This is a genomic window from Candidatus Termitispirillum reticulitermitis, from assembly GCF_054655775.1.
The window spans coordinates 1-16,187 of record NZ_BAAIHG010000010.1; the positions used below are offsets into that span (position 1 = coordinate 1).

The window sequence follows — 16,187 nt, forward strand, 5'->3', positions numbered from 1 at the left end:
GCATAGCTGTTCATGACAATAGAACGCTTATAGGAGCAAATGCAGGGCAGACAATGACACTCGCAAGTGTAGGCAAGGTCAACACCACTTCTCTCGGCATAGATGATATATATGTGTTAGACGCAAAGAGTGCAGCTAAGGCACTAAGCAAGATAGATATGGCAATACAAAGCGTGCTTGATAAACGCACTCTCATAGGAGGACAACTCAATAGACTGGCAGCAACTATAAGAACACTTAACACTACACAGCAAAACACAATATCCGCTGAATCTCAGATAAGAGACCTAGACTTCGCAGAGGCTTCCGCTGACCTAGCAAAAAAACAACTACTAATGACCACACAAACAAACCTGCTCTCGCAAACTAACGCCCTGCCACAAACAATAATGCAGTTGATAAAATTCTGATTTATTATTTTTATCTTGACATCGCAATATTTCTGTTGTAAGTTGTAATCGGTTCGTGTTGTATATAGGGGCGTCGCCAAGCTGGCAAGGCACCGGGTTTTGGTCTCGGCATTCGTAGGTTCGAATCCTTCCGCCCCTGTTCCCTTTTATTATGGTGAGTTATGAAAGCTATCTACCCCGGCACGTTTGACCCATTCACACTAGGGCATCTTGACATCGTCCAGCGTGCCGCACCGCTGTTTTCAGAGCTAAAAATCGTTGTCTTTAAGAGCAACAGCAAACACCCGTCATTTTCGTTTGAGGAGCGTGCTGAGATGGCGGCTCTATCGGTGGCGTGCATTAAGAACGTTAGTGTGGATATGTGTGCTCAACTTTTAGTTGACTATATGAGACAAAATGGGGTAAAATACATAGTGCGTGGGATACGAGATACTATTGACTACGAGTATGAGAAGCAGATGGTTTATATTAACCGCGCTATGTATGATGAGTTTGAGCCTGTGTTTTTGATGCCTACTGACAGATACGCATATATAAGCTCAACTGTGATTCGTGATGTTAGTGTAATGGGTGGCGATTATTCAATGTTTTTACCGGAAGCGGTAAATGAATATATAAAGGCTAAAAGGGGGGATATGAACCATGCATGACAATTTTGACAAAGGCTATGCGCAGATATACACAGGCGACGGCAAGGGAAAGACTACAGCAGCTATAGGCGTAACAATTCGCGCACTGGGTGCTGGTATGAAAGTATTTTTCTGCCAGTTTATGAAGAACAATTTCTCATCTGAGCAACCCGTGTTTGATAAGTATAAAGACCAGCTCACGCTAAAACAGTTCGGCACAGGCAAGTTTGTGTTTGGCAAGCCCAGCAACGAAGAGGTTCTCGCTGCAAAAGAGGGCTTTCAGTTAGCTAAAGATGCTGTCAACAGTGGCAATTACGACCTAGTAGTGCTTGATGAGCTGAACGTTGCGGTTTCTATCGGCATTGTAGCAGAAAAGGATGTGTTAGAGTTGATAAAAAACAAGCCTCAGCGAGTGGAGATGATACTCACGGGGCGCGGTGCTACCGATGCGCTGAAAGAGGCAGTTCATTTAGTGACTGAGATGAGGGAGATTAAGCACTATTATAAGATAGGCGTTCCCGCCCGTATAGGCATAGAAAAATAAATAGGCAGGTAAGAGAATTTTATGGCGGATAGGTCAGCATACGCCAATACTATCTTAAAGGTTATTAAGGTTTTTGATGGCGTCTCTAGGGACAAGCTGTTAGGTTCGGTATTGATTGTCATTAAGACTTTGCATGATGGTAATACGGAGAGCGTCTCTGTTATGGCTAGTTCGTTAGCCAACGTAGCGGCTACTGACTATGTTGCTAGCAAGCTGACGCTCAATAGAATAGAGGCTGTTATAAACCACGCTGAGTCTAATATCACATTTGGTCCCTCACACGGAATACACATGGAAACGCGCATGCAAAATAAAGGTGTCGGCACATTTATATTTAATGAGCTGGTTACCTATCTGCAACGGCACGCAGCTAACTATAACGTTAACACCTTTGAATTTTCTGGTGATGATGACTTTTCTAATGAACAACAGGAACGGACTATAGCTTTCCTCAATAAGTTCAATGTCCATATGAAGTTTAACGATGGGGAACAGCACGTTGGCTTTGCACGTTCTCAGCCGCCACAACAGATGGAGAGCTATATAAACCCTGCTAAGGTTCAAGAGATTGATATAGAAAAGTATATATTTGAGCTTGTATCTGAGCGCAACAGCTACGAAAGCGAACTTAAGCAGCTGCGGGACGACCTAAGTCGTAAAACGGACGAGACCTTTGCGGGCATCCCTAAGAGCGAGCTAATTAAATACACCCTGATAGCCTGCGGCGTATCGGTAATCTTTGTGCTGTTTATGGTTATATGAGTCTATGCCCGTATGAGGTTGGGCATTACTACGACAGTTCCGGTTGAGATATTGCTGGCAGGCGGGCATACGCCAGTTGACTTGAACAATGTCTTTATAACTAATGAGAATTCTGATAATTTTATAGCAATTGCACACGAGGCAGGTTTCCCTAGAACGCTCTGCTCGTGGATAAAGGGGCAGTATAGTGCAGTTCTTAATGCTGCTAATGTTGATGCTGTTATAGCTGTGGTAACGGGCGATTGCAGCAATACGCAGGCGATGATAGAGCTGTTAGAGTGTGAGCATCTCCCCGTTTATCGCTTTTCTTATCCGTCAGACAATAAAAGTCCGTTTGCCTACAAAGACTTAAAGGCACAGTTTGAGCGACTTGCAAACTATCTAAACGTACCAATGGAACATGTTTATTCTCAGCTCAAGACATTAGAACCGCTGAGAGCAAAACTTACGGAGCTTGATGACTTGACGAACATAGGGCAGGTATCGGGCAGAGATAACCATACGTGGCTAGTATCATCAAGCGACTTTAATGGTGATGTAAATCGCTACGAGAGAGAACTTGATGAGTTTCTAGCAGTGGCAAGGCTGAAAAAACCTAATCAGAGTGCTATCAGGCTGGGTTATGTAGGTGTGCCGACTATCATAAATAATCTATACGACTTTATAAGCTCAAAGGGTGCTGAGGTCTATTTTAATGAGGTAGAGCGACAATTTTCCATCCCCTCACGCGCACCAGAGCTTATTCAGCGATATTTAGACTACACCTATCCTTATGACGTCTATTCTAGGATTGCTGATATTAAACGGGAAATAGCTGCACGTCAGCTTGACGGACTTGTTCACTATGCGCAGGCGTTCTGCCACAGACAGCTACAAGACGTGGCATTTAGGAAACATTTAGACATACCCATTTTAACGCTAGAGGGAGATGCACCTACTGCGCTAGACGAGCGTAGCAAGATACGGATAGAATCATTCATTGAAATGCTACAAGCAAAGCGAGTTAAAAATGGGCAGTAATAACAATAACGATATCTATCTGCAAGTGTTGCTACCCGTGCCAACAGAAGGCATATATACGTACAAATATATAACTGATGTAGCAATAGGGGTGCGAGCGAGCGTTCCGTTCGGCACGCGGACTATGACGGGAATTTGTCTTGGGGTGGTAAAAAAACCCGATTTTGAATGTAAAGAAATAATCAACATTTTAGATAAAGAACCGCTATTTTCTGGTGTATGGTTAGACTTTTTGAGGCGACTTGCCGACTACTACATCTCCCCGCTGGGGCTTGCGCTATTCGGAGTTATATCAAAAAAGTTGCTAGATTCTGCTTGCCCGCAAAATTTAACCCCACCTAAAACAGTGAAACAGGAACGCATAGAGCTGTCAGCCGAACAACAAGAGATTGCGGCTAGTATATCATTGGGGAGCTATTCAGCGCATCTATTAGACGGCATCACAGGTAGCGGCAAGACAGAGGTGTACGTATCAATCATAGAACGTGCACTGGCTGAGGGGAAACAGGCACTATATATCGTGCCAGAGATTGCGCTTACTCCACAACTGATAGATAGATTGAAACATAGGCTGGGGTTTGACCCTGCACTATATCACAGCAAGATGAGTTCTAAAAAGCGGCTGGAGAACTTTTGGAGCTTTGCCAGTGGGCAGTCTATGTTGCTGCTAGGGGCAAGAAGCGCGCTATTTGTGCCGTCAAGCAATATCGGACTTATCATAGTGGATGAAGAGCACGAGAACACGTTCAAGCAGGAGGAGATGCCGCCATATAATCTGCGCGATATGGCTGTGCTATATGCTAGCATGTTGAACGTTCCTGTGGTGCTAGGCAGTGCCACCCCACAGGCAGAGTCTATGGATAATGCGCTTTCGGGCAAATATAAGCTACACAAACTGCGCAGTCGCTATGCTTCAGCGGCTATGCCAGAGATAACGCTAGTTGACATGAAACGTGAGACGTTGCTTGGCGGCGTGCTGGCTGAAAGCGTATATGATAAATTGCAGCAGGTGTTAGAGCGAGGAGAGCAGGCGATTTTATTCCTAAACCGCAAAGGGTATGCTACTTCGTTATTTTGCAAGCAATGTGGGAAACCATTTGAATGTCTTAATTGTTCAGTGCCAGTGGCATCATTTAAGAGCAGCAGCGATTGTGTCTGTCATTACTGCGGCGAACATTACAGTAATATAACATGTCCGCATTGTGGCGGGAAAGAGTTCTTTGATGCGGGGGCAGGCACAGAGCGGGTGGAGGAATTCTTAGAGGATATGTTTCCCGCTGATGTTGTGCGCATTGATACGGGTAAGATTACCACTATTAAACAGCTAGATGAGGCATTGGACAAGTTTAACAGGAAAGAGGCACATATACTAGTAGGCACGCAAATGGTTGCAAAGGGGTTGCATTTCCCTAACATCACATTTGTTGGGATATTGGGACTTGATAATATAATTTCGCTACCCGACTACAGGGCATCTGAGCGGGCGTATCAGCTAGTAATGCAGGTATCGGGCAGAGCGGGGCGCGGGGACAGCAAGGGCAACGTATATATTCAAACATATATGCCCGATAACCAGCTGTATCAGTATTTTATGCAAGATTCTGCTAATTTTTACGAATACGAGCTTGCTCGCAGGCAGAAGTTGGGGTATCCGCCGTATATGAAGCTTGCTAGAATTGTGTGGACATATACCGATGCATCGGCTATAAAAAATGTAGCTGATAGCATTGCCTCTGCACTACGGGCAACTGGTAATGTAGAGGTGCTGGGGGCAGCCCCCGCGGTAGTGTTCAAAATAAAAAACCGCTACAGGTTTTCGCTCCTTGTAAGGGCAAAAACGCACAATGCGCTAAAGTTGGCATTATTGAATGCGGTAGAGTTATTTAGCAAGCAGAAGCACGGCTCTATGGATATGCGGATAGATAGAGACCCGAACTATTTTATGTAGCAGATTATGACGCAAGATAATATACAGGTAAAGATTAAATTGTTAGACGTTTGCTTACCCGTGCCTGCTTACCAGACGGCAGGGGCGGCGGGGGTTGACTTGTGTGCTACTCGGGGAGGCACGTTAGATGCGGGGCAGCGCGATACTATTCCCACAGGGCTTTGTGTTGAAATACCAGATGGATATGAAGGACAGGTGCGCCCGCGTAGCGGACTAGCTAGGAAAAACGGCATAACCATGTTGAACAACCCTGGAACTATTGACAGCGACTATCGTGGCGAAATTAGCGTTATATTGTTTAATTCGTCAAATGAAACGTTTAGCTATAACAAGGGCGATAGGATTGCCCAGCTAGTGTTTAGCAGAGTGGCACGAGCTAGTTTTGTAATGGCGAGCGAGTTATCCAACACCGAGCGCGGCGAAGCTGGTTTTGGTAGCACAGGCGTGAAGTAATGGCGAGCAGGTATAGTGTTATTATATATGACTTTGACGGGGTTATAGTCAATAGCCGCAGGGCGGTTTGTAAATATTACAGCGAGATGTTCCGCATATTCAACCTGCCTGTGATAGATTGGGAAAGCTCTGATTTTGGCAAACTTGCCTATGGAATGACGGATGAGCAGCTGTTTTCTATGTATACCACTCCCGACACCGTTAAAAAGATGCGTGAATATGTATTGGATATAAGCTTTGATGAATGGCTTGCTGTGACACCGCTAGAGGTTGGGGTGCACGAGGCACTAACGGACTTTATCAGCGGGCACAGACTAGCTATCTGCACTAATCGGGGAATGTCTATCAACGGGTATTTAGAGCATTACAAGCTTGCCGACTATTTTTCGTGTATAATTACAAGCAAAGATGTATCAGAACCGAAACCAGCACCCGAAGGGGTCTTAAAGATATTATCCACATTCGGTGTTGAGCCTGCATCTGCGCTCTATGTAGGCGATAGTGAGCAGGACTATCAGGCAGCAATCGCTGCAGGGGTAGCATTTGTCTCATTCGGAGCGTCCATAGCAGATACCCCAGCTATTCGCGACCACAGAGAGCTGGCGAAATATCTATAGGAGTTTTTTGCTATGTCTGATGTTTTAGTTGCCTTTGCGTCTGATAATAACTACGTACCTGTGCTGTCTGTGGCATTGGCATCTCTTGTAGCCCATACAAACCCTGACAGGCACTATAAAATATACATATTAGAAAATGCTATCAGTGCTGGCAATAAAAACTACTTGAGTGAACTTGCATCCGCCAACAATATAGAATTGCTATTTGCTGATGCCCATCGCACCCTTGCCAGCTACGCTCAATCGGCATTTTATCTACGCGGCAAATATTCTGTCAGTATTTACACTCGTCTATTTCTGCCCAATATTATCTCTAATGAGCGTAAAGTATTATATCTTGACTGCGATACACTCATACTTCGCGATGTTGCTGAGCTATACGATACTGAGCTTGGCGATAACTATGTTGGTGCAACGCGCGATTTGACCATTGCCTGTGCTGCCAACCCGTGGCTACCTCCGAGTTATCAAACATTAGGAATCACTTCCAGACACGACTATTTCAACTCTGGCGTTCTGGTTCTAAACCTTGAACTGATGCGCAAAGATAACATAATAGATAGGTTTTTAGAAACTGTTCAGAAGTTAAAAAACACGTTCTATCCAGACCAAGATGTGTTAAACGTGGTTTGTGCTGGACGGGTGAAGTTTATCGCCAATAACTGGGGGGTGTTTGGCGGGTTATTATTTAACAGGGCAGCTTTTGCACCGCAGTTTGTAGATAGTGTGGCTAGTGCCATACACGAACCGTATATTATACACTATGTGGGGCAAGGCTTTCCGCACACTGAAAGGGTTTCTATGTGCAGCGAGGAGTATTTCCACTATGCCCTTAAAACTCGCTATGGCAGGGATATGTTGAATAAATTGCAAAGAAAATTAAATATGTGGAAACGCAGATTGTTGCGCTATGCTATTGCTTCTAAACTGACTTTCGGCAGGTTCTCGCGCATTGAAACTAAACTAGCACAGGCAACAGAATGCTATGCACGGCTGAACAAACGGTGGAAAAAACTTGACGGACTACCATTTTCATTATAGTATTTTGCTATGCCGTATGTGAAAGCCAAAAGAAACTATAAAGACAGCGTATTTGCTATGCTGTTCTCTGACAAGGATAAACTGATAGAGCTATACAACGCCATCACTGGTGCTGGCTATACAATGTCTGATGATGTGATAATCAATACACTTGAAGAAGTCTTGTTTATGGATAGACGTAATGATATATCCTTTGTTATAGGGAACAAGTTAGTTGTGCTGATGGAACACCAATCAACCGTGAATGCTAATATGCCTCTGCGTTTTTTAGGCTATATTGCACGTGTGTATGAGAATATGCTTGCAAGCAATGCAGTGTATAAAAGTGCTATGTTGACAATACCTCGTCCAGAGTTTATAGTATTATATAATGGCGATGAAAATACGCCTGATGAAAGTGTTCTGAAACTGTCTGATATGTTTGCTGAACGAGCAGTAGATGACAAGTATGGCTTTTTAGAGCTAACGACTAAGGTATTGAATGTAAATAACGGACGCAATCCGAAGCTAATGGATAATAGCAAGACGTTGGGACAGTATGCAGAATTTATTGAGATAGCTAAAAGACATACAAAAGGTGTAAAGGGTAAGAGGGCTATAGCGAATGCAATGAAAGCTGCTGTTGAAGAATGTATAGAAAAGAATATACTACGGGAGTTCTTGATAGGGAACTCAAAAGGAGTAATAAATATGCTTACTACAGGATTTAATCTGAGAGAGGCTAAAAAAGTGTGGCGTGAAGAAGCGCGCGAAGCGGGTATTATTGAGGGTATGCAACAGGGTATGCAACAGGGTATGCAACAGGGTATGCAACAAGGCGTGCAGCAAGGCGTGCAACAAGGCAAGCAAGAGCTTTCTCAGCAGTTGTTGTCACTTCTCAAGAGTGGCGACCTTGTAGCACTGGAACGCACCCTTATGAACAGTGCCACACATAAGAATGTGAACTGATAGTCCTGATAGCGGTCTATTTAGGCGCAAATCGTTTCGCAAGACTCTCTTTCACCAGTGGCACATACTTGTCCATAGTAGTGTCGTCTTTAACATCGTTGCGGTTATATTCCTCAAAGGCTGCAAGTGGTAGCCTTTCTAACACCGCCCTGCCTTTACCTTTCTTCACTAGATACTCCTCGTAAGATTTACTCCAATAGTGGTGCAAACGTAACTTGTCGTGATAGACAATATCAGTACCACTTCCATATTCACTGCGTTTGCCTCCATGCGTATCAAGAGATGCATTTACGGCATTATGCCAGTAGTGTCCACTATGCACATCGGCTTTGAACAAATATCTAGGATTGTGAACTACCTTAACTAGATGATTATACTTAAAATTAGTCTCTGCATGAGCCTTAAAACGTTCTATAACTAGCCCGTCTATTTTAGCATTGTGCCCGTTATCACCATAGACAAGCCAGTTGACAGATACACCACACGCACCCTCAAAACTGTGCAAGAAATCAGGCAGACTTTCAGCAGAGACGGGCACCAAGAACTCGTCTATATCAATATAAGCTAGCCAATACGAATCGTAGCGATGTTTTTTGAGAGCGTCATTATACGCTGGCACCTGTCGCTCCCTACCGGGGAAGTTAGTATATTCCACTATGCCAGCTTTAATGTAAGGTTCTAAATATTCTTTTAAGTTGTCGGTTGAATTATTATCGTAAATGTAGAACTTCTCAACACCTACTAACAGGTGATACTCCAGCCACTCGGCTATATATGCTGTTTCGTTCTTAACGATTGCAACAACTGACAGATATTGCGGGAAATCAGCTTTACTACCTCTGTTGCGTTTATCAAAGAACCACTTAAAATATTCAAGCGTATATCCCTCACGCACTATGCGGCGCAGACGAGCAGACGGCATAAATAGAGCACCAATATGGCGCAATAACTTAAACATCTCGCTAGTCTAGCATATTTTCTTACTATAGTATATAATCCGATATTATGATACATGTTTCGGTCGTTGCCGATAATAACTATATCGCCTATTGCGCAGTGCTTTTGCGCTCAATTATCGCAAACGCCTCGCCACAAAATGAATATAGCATAAACATTGTGACGGACGTTATTGCTGACGAGAGCAGAGCACTTCTGGTGTCAATGGCAACAAAAAATATTAGTATTAACATTGTTGATGCCCGCCCATTTGTGAAAAATAAATTGGACAAATTACCTTTGTTAAATAGATTGACTGTAGCCGCCTACTATAGATTTTTTCTACCAGAGATATTCCCTGATGTAGCCAAAACTGTTTATCTTGACATAGACATGATTGTGCTGAAAGATATTGCAGAGCTATACAATACTGACGTCACCTCTCACTACATCGCCGCTGCACACGATGCTGTGTATCACCGCACCAGCGACCCTGAACAGATTAAATATTGTGAATATATTGTAGGCATCAATCCCAGAGACTACGTCAATTCAGGCACTCTAGTGATGAATCTGGAACGTATGCGCGATACCAACTCAGCGGACAAGCTAGTCCAGTGTAGAATATACCAGTACCAGTACCAGTACCATGACCAGGATGCTATAAACAATATCTTTCGGGGACAGATACACTATCTGCCCGATGAGTGGAATTTTGCGGCAAAGTTTGTGTCCAAAACTAAACTGCTCCCCGCTATTATACACTACGTGGGACCGGGTAAGCCGTGGAATGCCAAGCGGATGGATATAAAGTTTGCATATTGGTGGCATTACGCAAAGCAGACGGCTTTCTGGGAGAAACTTGCAAATAGCAAGCCTAGCACATCCATTCACTGGCTCATCGCACACGGCTGGCAATACTTAAAATATGTTGCTAGTTTTATCACATTCAATAAACAGGAACGAGCTAGGCTTAATAAATTACTTGCAGATACTACCCTTTAGCTTATCCCTCAATAAAGCCCATCGCCAGCTGAGCGTAGTTGTATCAGGCTTGATGTGCTGTAGTATCTCGTAGAATGGTGTTTTTTCTGCCTGTTGCCACCACAGGAGCAAGTTATCACGCGGATTCTTTATAGCCCACGGCTTATTGTTTGTCGCATAGTGGACGATTGAGGGTATTTGTAAGCTAGCTGGATAAAACTCTTTAGCCTGAACGTTCCAGCCGTCTGGCAGAAAGCTCGTTTTACCCTCAAATACGATATTCAGAGTATCTTGGTCGGGGAATCGCGCGTTCCGCATCTTTTTTTGTGTGGCAACTAGTTTAGTTGTCATATCATCGGTGCGCATCTTCGCTAGGTTCATAAGCAAGACACCACTATTGAAATACGTCTTGTGGCTGGCGATGTTCAGTATTTTTCTGCAATACTTAGCAAACGATGAACTGGCAGGTCTACGCGAGAGTGCATCAAGCACCACTCCGATATAATTATTGCCTATATCAATGTTGTATAGCTCGACAACATCGTCTAAAATCAGCACATCCGTGTCAAGATATAGCACTTTATCTAGCTCTGGCAGAATTTGTGGCAGAAAAAATCGGTAGTAGATAGCCAGCGGATAGCACGTAATGTTGAGCTGGTCAAGCCCATAGCTAGCTACAAACGGACGAGCATCAATGAAATCTATTTGAACATTGTAGTCAGACAGCGTTTCTAAAAGTTCACGGTTGCCGTCGCTAATGCCATCGTGAACGATGTATATATTATACGTGTTCTGCACGGACGCATTAGATACGAATGAACTAATAGCTACTCCCAAATATGGAGCATAATTGTCGTCAGCTACAAATACTACTGGTATCATGAACTGTATCCTACCACGAACTATACCCTAATTGCAAGATACAAGTTTATTAAGAGACGCTATAAATTCCTTGCAACCCTCCAGCATTTGTGATACACTCGTAGAGAGGTGTTTTAGTGAAGATTTCCACTAGGGGGCGTTATGCCCTGCTGATGTTGCTAGATTTGGCTGAACACAAGAGTGAGGGTTACGTATCCCTAAAGGATATTGCCGATAGGCGGCAAATATCTAAGAAATACCTAGAGCAGATAGGTTCTCTTCTCAGTCACTCCAATATACTGCGTGCCAATCGTGGCTATCAGGGTGGTTATATGCTTGCCCAATCGCCTGAACGCTATACTATAGGACAAATTCTACGTATCACCGAAGGCTCGCTCTGTCCTACCGCCTGTGCAGAGGGCAACCCCGCCGTGTGTGAACAATCTGATGAGTGTAAAACATTACCTATCTGGCAAGGGCTAAATAACCTTATCAACGAATATCTTGATGGTATTACACTAGACGAAGTATCAAAACAGGTTTCCAAGAATGCAAATGATGATTATTCTATATAAAATAACTATTTGGAGCGTAATATTATGATATTATCAGAAGAACATTTACTTATACGCGAAACGGCTGCTGAGCTTGCTGTTTCAGCAATTGCACCGCTTGCTGTAGAGGCGGACAAAGACGCAAAATTCCCTAAAGAACAGATTAAAGCAATAGCCCAACAGGGCATGCTACTCATCAAAGTGCCTGACAACTACGGCGGTGGTGGCGGGGACGTGCTGTCATATACGTTGCTTATGGAAGAAGTAGCTAAAGCCTGTGGCTCTACAGCGATGACTATGGCGGCACATGCACTTACCGCCGACTGCATATTAAAGTTCGGCTCTGAAGAGCAGAAGAAAGAGTATCTGCCAAAAATGGCAACTGGGGACTACTTCGGTGGTTTCGCACTGACCGAGCCAGAGGCTGGCTCTGATGCAGGCAATGTTCAAACGACAGCTGATGACAATGGTGATTACTACCTGCTAAATGGCAAGAAGGCGTTTGTAACATCAGGCGACTATTGTGACTTTGTGTTGGTTGTGGCAAAGACGGACGCTACCGCAAGCCCATCGCGCTCAATGACGACGTTCTTGGTGGACAAAGAACATTTCAAGGTGACGAACCATGTCAATAAAATGGGGCTTCGGGCTTCGCACACGGTAGATATAGAGCTAGTAAATGCAAAAGTGCCAAAAAATGCAGTGCTGGGCAGTGTCGGGCAGGGGTTCAAAATAGCAATGTCTGCACTAGATGGCGGGCGCATAGGTATAGCCTCGCTAGCTGTGGGACTATTGCAAGCCTGTGTTGAGGAGAGCGTGGCATATACTGGCAGTCGTGTGCAGTTTGGGCATCCGATATCTGACAATCAAGCTATCCGCTGGATGCTTGCCGATATGCATAAAGACTGTGAAGCGGCTAGGCAACTTGTCTGGCATGCGGCTAGCCTGTGTGATGCTGGGCGCGATTTCGGACTGGCGGCATCTACTGCAAAGCTATTCGCATCTGAAGCTGTTATGAACAACGCAATCAACGCTATACAGGTGCAAGGCGGCTACGGATATTGCAAACCCGCTAAGGCAGAACGTCTATTTAGAGATGCCAAGAGCACGGCTATTGCAGAGGGTACGTCTGAAGTTCAACGGATGGTCATATCAAACTATATAGTGAAAAAGTAGCCTGATGAGCAATCTAGCTAAGCGCATACTAGCCGCAGTGGTGTTGCTCCCTGTTGCAATAGGCATCACATTTTGGGAGCCTCGTTTCACTTTAGGTGTACCAATTCCATTTTTAATAGCCATTTGTTCGCTTATTATAGCGGGTAATCGTGAGGTTCACAGACTGCTTATGGTGGCTGGTGAGCCTGTGTCTTCACGGGTGGTATGGTTTGGCAGTGTAGTGTTGCCAGTATCTTTTGTGTTTTCGTTCGCAATCGTCCCTTTAATACTACTGCTTGTGTTTATGATATTTGCTATGAAGTTATTTTCTAAAGAACCAACCGCCGATTCTCTGCGCTTTGTGGCTGTTAATCTGTTTGGTGCGCTGTTCCTCCCATTTATGCTGGTATGGCTACTGCCAATACGTGCAATCAATGTGTGGTGGGTAGTCTATCTGTTCGTAGCTATCTGGCTATCAGATAGTGCGGCTTATTTCGCAGGCTCGCTCATCGGCAAGCACAAAGGGATAGTGGCTGTCAGCCCCGCTAAAAGCATTGAAGGCTTTATCGCTGGTCTCATCTTCGGGGTTGCTGGGTCCGTAGCGTTCTATAGGTGCGTTATGGTCAATACAGACAACTTCCTCTCCTACAATATGAGCAACTTCAAGCTGGTAATAATATCTATATTGGTGGTAGTGGCGGGTATCTTGGGCGACCTATTTGAATCAATGCTTAAACGAAATGCTGGGGTGAAAGATAGCGGTTCGCTCATACCAGGGCACGGCGGCATACTTGATAGACTAGATTCTATAATATTTGCTGCACCTGTCTTGGCTGCAGTCTTGCTCATAACGCTCTCTCCTGTGTGGTAGCCTATGAAAAAACTCGGCATAATAGGGGCGACAGGCTCAATAGGCAGACAGGCGATAGACGTAATCGTCAGAAATAACGAAGCTAACAGGACTTCAGATGATAAATGGGACATCAGTTTCCTATCAGCACATACTGATGAAACGCTACTTGCTGAAAATGCCAGCAAAGTTTCTGCTAAAAAAACATTCTTAACGGCTAATGGTTATGACGAGCTGTCAAAATATCTTGAAGTTGAACCGCTGGATATGGTGCTGGTGGGCGCATCAGGTGCAGGTATCACCCAGCTAGTCTATAATCTCGCTAAATGCGGCACCACTATAGCTTTGGCAAATAAAGAGTGTATAGTATCTGCGGGCAGTTTTATCATGAGTGCGGCTAGAGAGTCTGGGGCAAACGTTATCCCAGTTGATAGCGAACATTCGGCACTGCTGCAGTGTATGTTAGGACACAATAGAGCGGACATTGCAGAGCTAACCATGACGGCAAGTGGCGGTGCACTTAGAGATATGACTGCAAGTGAAATAGAAAACGTTAGCCCCGAGCGAGCATTGAAACATCCCAACTGGAGTATGGGGAAGAAGATTACCATAGATTCTGCCACCCTTATGAATAAAGGCTTTGAGCTGATAGAAGCTAAATGGCTCTTTGATATGCCCGCTGACAAGTTAAAGGTGGCACTTCACCCGCAGAGCATAGTTCACGCACTAGTTTCATATAAAGATGGCGCAATTATCGCACATCTTGGGGTGGCTGATATGCGCATCCCTATATCCTATGCGCTAGGTTACGGACTATACGGACAACGTGTAGAGTCAGGCGTTCAGCCATTGAATATCGCTGAACTTGGCACTTTAACATTTGCCAAGCCTGATTTATCTAAGTATAGATGTCTGAAAATTGCCCTAGATGTGCTAAATTCAGGAAAGAATGCCCTTGCTATTGTAATGAACGTGGCAGATGAGGTGGCGGTGGAACTATTCCTAAATGGTAAATTGAAGTTCAATGGTATAGCCACCCTTGTGGAAAATGCGCTAAACGAGGCAACCTTTTGTGAACCAAATAGCATAGACGATGTCTTATATATTGACAGAGAAGTTCGTGCAAGACTAAATAAGATTTCAAATGGGAGTAAGAGACAATGACAATAACATCAGCGATTCTAGCAGTGCTTGCGCTAGGTATTTTAGTATTTGTCCATGAGCTTGGACACTTTATCGCTGCAAAAGCGTGCGGTATATATGTAGAGAGCTTTTCATTAGGTTTCGGTCCTAAACTGCTCACCTATAAATACGGCGAGACAGAATATTGTATATCGTTAATCCCGTTGGGGGGCTATGTTGACCTGCACAGGATGTTTAAGGAAGTAGATGCGATTGAGGGTAAAGAATCAGCTGCTTTCTTTAATAAATCGTATCCAAAAAAGATTTTTGTCATTACTGCGGGCGTGTTGTTCAACGCTATTTTTGCAGTGGTGCTGATAAGTGCAGTGTATATGCTAGGCTATGAGGCATATTCCCCAGTTGCGGGCATTGTAAAAGACGGTGGCACAGCACAGCTGGCAGGCTTTAAGAGCGGAGATAAAATTCTGTCGGTTGAGGAGAGAACTATTCGCTCTTGGGAACATTTTTTAGAATCAATAAAGGGCGACAAACCCCTATCTATAGTAGTAGAACGGGCGGGCGCAGAAAAGCTCCTGTCCCTTGTGCCTAAAATGACAGACGTAACGCTCTTAACAGGTGATGTTGTGCGTGCACCTGATTTAGATATGAGTGTGCGAATAAGCCCTGTTATAGGGGCTATTTCAACAGGGCTACCCGCTGAAAAGGCGGGGTTGCACACGGGGGACGTTATAACGAGCATTAACGGGGTTAAGATTAACGATTGGCAGCAGATACCTGCTATCGTTAGGGGCAATGCCGACAAGCCGTTATCGTTGCGCTACGTGCGTGCTGGTGCAGAGCATAGTGTCACAATAACACCTATTGTGCCTAGCGGGATGGAAAATGCTATAATAGGCGTCACCACTAAGGGGGGCGACTTAAAGCTACGGGAAAACCCAGCTAAAGCCCTTATTCTTGGAGCAAAACGTGCAGGGGAGATTACTCATGTAATACTTTCTAGCCTGCGTCAGTTAATTGCTGGCAAAGTGTCGCGCGACAACATCGGCGGACCTATAGTGATATTGCAAGAGGGGGCGAAATCTGCTAAAAACGGCTATGAAAACTATCTGCTGTTTATAGCGTTAATAAGCATAAACCTAGCAATCTTAAATATCTTGCCTATACCTGTGCTAGATGGCGGTTATGTGGCACTATTCACATGGGAGGCACTTAGGCGCAAAACTATTGAACCACGTATACGCGAGAGCGGACAAGCTGTTGGTATGGCACTATTATGCGCACTGATGGTATTCACATTTTACAACGATATAGCAAGGTTTTTGAGGTAGCAGT

Annotated in this window: 18 protein-coding genes and 1 tRNA gene; 17 read left to right on the plus strand and 2 right to left on the minus strand. The window is 44.4% G+C overall.

Translation table 11 applies throughout. The annotated features are described in order from the left end of the window. The 11 genes from AC1MDJ_RS02210 to AC1MDJ_RS02260 all read left to right on the plus strand — a co-directional run. A partial coding sequence (locus tag AC1MDJ_RS02210) for a flagellin (RefSeq protein ID WP_479689324.1) occupies positions 1-410 on the plus strand: 410 nt, incomplete at its 5' end. A 66-nt stretch (positions 411-476) separates the two neighbouring features. Then, a tRNA-Gln gene (locus AC1MDJ_RS02215) sits at positions 477-549 on the plus strand. Positions 550-571: 22 nt separating this feature from the next. Then, entirely contained in the window at positions 572-1,060 is a 489-nt protein-coding gene (gene coaD, locus AC1MDJ_RS02220) for a pantetheine-phosphate adenylyltransferase (protein WP_479689325.1), read from the plus strand. Then, a complete protein-coding gene (locus AC1MDJ_RS02225) occupies positions 1,053-1,583 on the plus strand; it encodes a cob(I)yrinic acid a,c-diamide adenosyltransferase (RefSeq protein ID WP_479689326.1) in 531 nt (176 codons plus the stop codon). The genes coaD and AC1MDJ_RS02225 overlap by 8 nt, the downstream gene beginning before the upstream one ends. A 21-nt stretch (positions 1,584-1,604) precedes the next feature. Continuing rightward, positions 1,605-2,345 (plus strand): hypothetical protein, encoded by a 741-nt coding sequence (locus AC1MDJ_RS02230; RefSeq protein WP_479689327.1) that lies wholly within the window; start codon positions 1,605-1,607, stop codon positions 2,343-2,345. Positions 2,346-2,357: 12 nt separating this feature from the next. Further along, positions 2,358-3,365, plus strand: a complete 1,008-nt coding sequence (locus AC1MDJ_RS02235) for a 2-hydroxyacyl-CoA dehydratase family protein (RefSeq protein WP_479689328.1) — start codon at positions 2,358-2,360, stop codon at positions 3,363-3,365. Then, positions 3,355-5,313: a replication restart helicase PriA gene (gene priA, locus AC1MDJ_RS02240; protein ID WP_479689329.1), complete on the plus strand. Its 1,959-nt coding sequence runs from the start codon at positions 3,355-3,357 to the stop codon at positions 5,311-5,313. The genes AC1MDJ_RS02235 and priA overlap by 11 nt, the downstream gene beginning before the upstream one ends. 6 nt (positions 5,314-5,319) lie before the next feature. Beyond that, on the plus strand, positions 5,320-5,766 hold the full coding sequence (dut, locus tag AC1MDJ_RS02245) for a dUTP diphosphatase (RefSeq protein ID WP_479689330.1): 447 nt from the start codon (positions 5,320-5,322) through the stop codon (positions 5,764-5,766). Next, on the plus strand, positions 5,766-6,383 hold the full coding sequence (locus AC1MDJ_RS02250) for an HAD family hydrolase (protein ID WP_479689331.1): 618 nt from the start codon (positions 5,766-5,768) through the stop codon (positions 6,381-6,383). Before dut ends, AC1MDJ_RS02250 begins: the two co-directional genes overlap by 1 nt. 12 nt (positions 6,384-6,395) lie before the next feature. Next, positions 6,396-7,424: a glycosyltransferase family 8 protein gene (locus AC1MDJ_RS02255; protein WP_479689332.1), complete on the plus strand. Its 1,029-nt coding sequence runs from the start codon at positions 6,396-6,398 to the stop codon at positions 7,422-7,424. A gap of 9 nt (positions 7,425-7,433) precedes the next feature. Next, positions 7,434-8,372: an Rpn family recombination-promoting nuclease/putative transposase gene (locus AC1MDJ_RS02260; RefSeq protein WP_479689333.1), complete on the plus strand. Its 939-nt coding sequence runs from the start codon at positions 7,434-7,436 to the stop codon at positions 8,370-8,372. 16 nt (positions 8,373-8,388) lie between these two features. Here AC1MDJ_RS02260 and AC1MDJ_RS02265 read toward each other — a convergent pair whose 3' ends face one another. Next, on the minus strand, positions 8,389-9,330 hold the full coding sequence (locus tag AC1MDJ_RS02265; RefSeq protein WP_479689334.1) for a glycosyltransferase family 92 protein: 942 nt from the start codon (positions 9,328-9,330) through the stop codon (positions 8,389-8,391). Between the two features lie 47 nt (positions 9,331-9,377). Here AC1MDJ_RS02265 and AC1MDJ_RS02270 point away from each other — a divergent pair, with 47 nt between their 5' ends. Continuing rightward, positions 9,378-10,313: a glycosyltransferase family 8 protein gene (locus AC1MDJ_RS02270; protein ID WP_479689335.1), complete on the plus strand. Its 936-nt coding sequence runs from the start codon at positions 9,378-9,380 to the stop codon at positions 10,311-10,313. Here the strand turns inward: AC1MDJ_RS02270 and AC1MDJ_RS02275 are convergent. Further along, positions 10,290-11,174, minus strand: a complete 885-nt coding sequence (locus AC1MDJ_RS02275; protein ID WP_479689336.1) for a glycosyltransferase family 8 protein — start codon at positions 11,172-11,174, stop codon at positions 10,290-10,292. The genes AC1MDJ_RS02270 and AC1MDJ_RS02275 overlap by 24 nt on opposite strands. A gap of 116 nt (positions 11,175-11,290) precedes the next feature. Here AC1MDJ_RS02275 and AC1MDJ_RS02280 point away from each other — a divergent pair, with 116 nt between their 5' ends. Genes AC1MDJ_RS02280 through rseP form a run of 5 tightly spaced genes read left to right on the plus strand, consistent with a single transcriptional unit; the run spans position 11,291 to position 16,183 of the window. Further along, positions 11,291-11,728, plus strand: coding sequence for an RrF2 family transcriptional regulator (locus AC1MDJ_RS02280; protein WP_479689337.1), 438 nt, complete (start codon positions 11,291-11,293; stop codon positions 11,726-11,728). 24 nt (positions 11,729-11,752) lie between these two features. Next, positions 11,753-12,883, plus strand: coding sequence for an acyl-CoA dehydrogenase family protein (locus AC1MDJ_RS02285; protein ID WP_479689338.1), 1,131 nt, complete (start codon positions 11,753-11,755; stop codon positions 12,881-12,883). Positions 12,884-12,887: 4 nt separating this feature from the next. Continuing rightward, on the plus strand, positions 12,888-13,733 hold the full coding sequence (locus AC1MDJ_RS02290) for a phosphatidate cytidylyltransferase (protein ID WP_479689339.1): 846 nt from the start codon (positions 12,888-12,890) through the stop codon (positions 13,731-13,733). Positions 13,734-13,736: 3 nt separating this feature from the next. Beyond that, positions 13,737-14,876: a 1-deoxy-D-xylulose-5-phosphate reductoisomerase gene (dxr, locus tag AC1MDJ_RS02295; protein ID WP_479689340.1), complete on the plus strand. Its 1,140-nt coding sequence runs from the start codon at positions 13,737-13,739 to the stop codon at positions 14,874-14,876. Next, entirely contained in the window at positions 14,873-16,183 is a 1,311-nt protein-coding gene (gene rseP / locus AC1MDJ_RS02300; RefSeq protein WP_479689341.1) for an RIP metalloprotease RseP, read from the plus strand. Before dxr ends, rseP begins: the two co-directional genes overlap by 4 nt. The last annotated feature ends 4 nt before the right edge of the window (positions 16,184-16,187 follow it).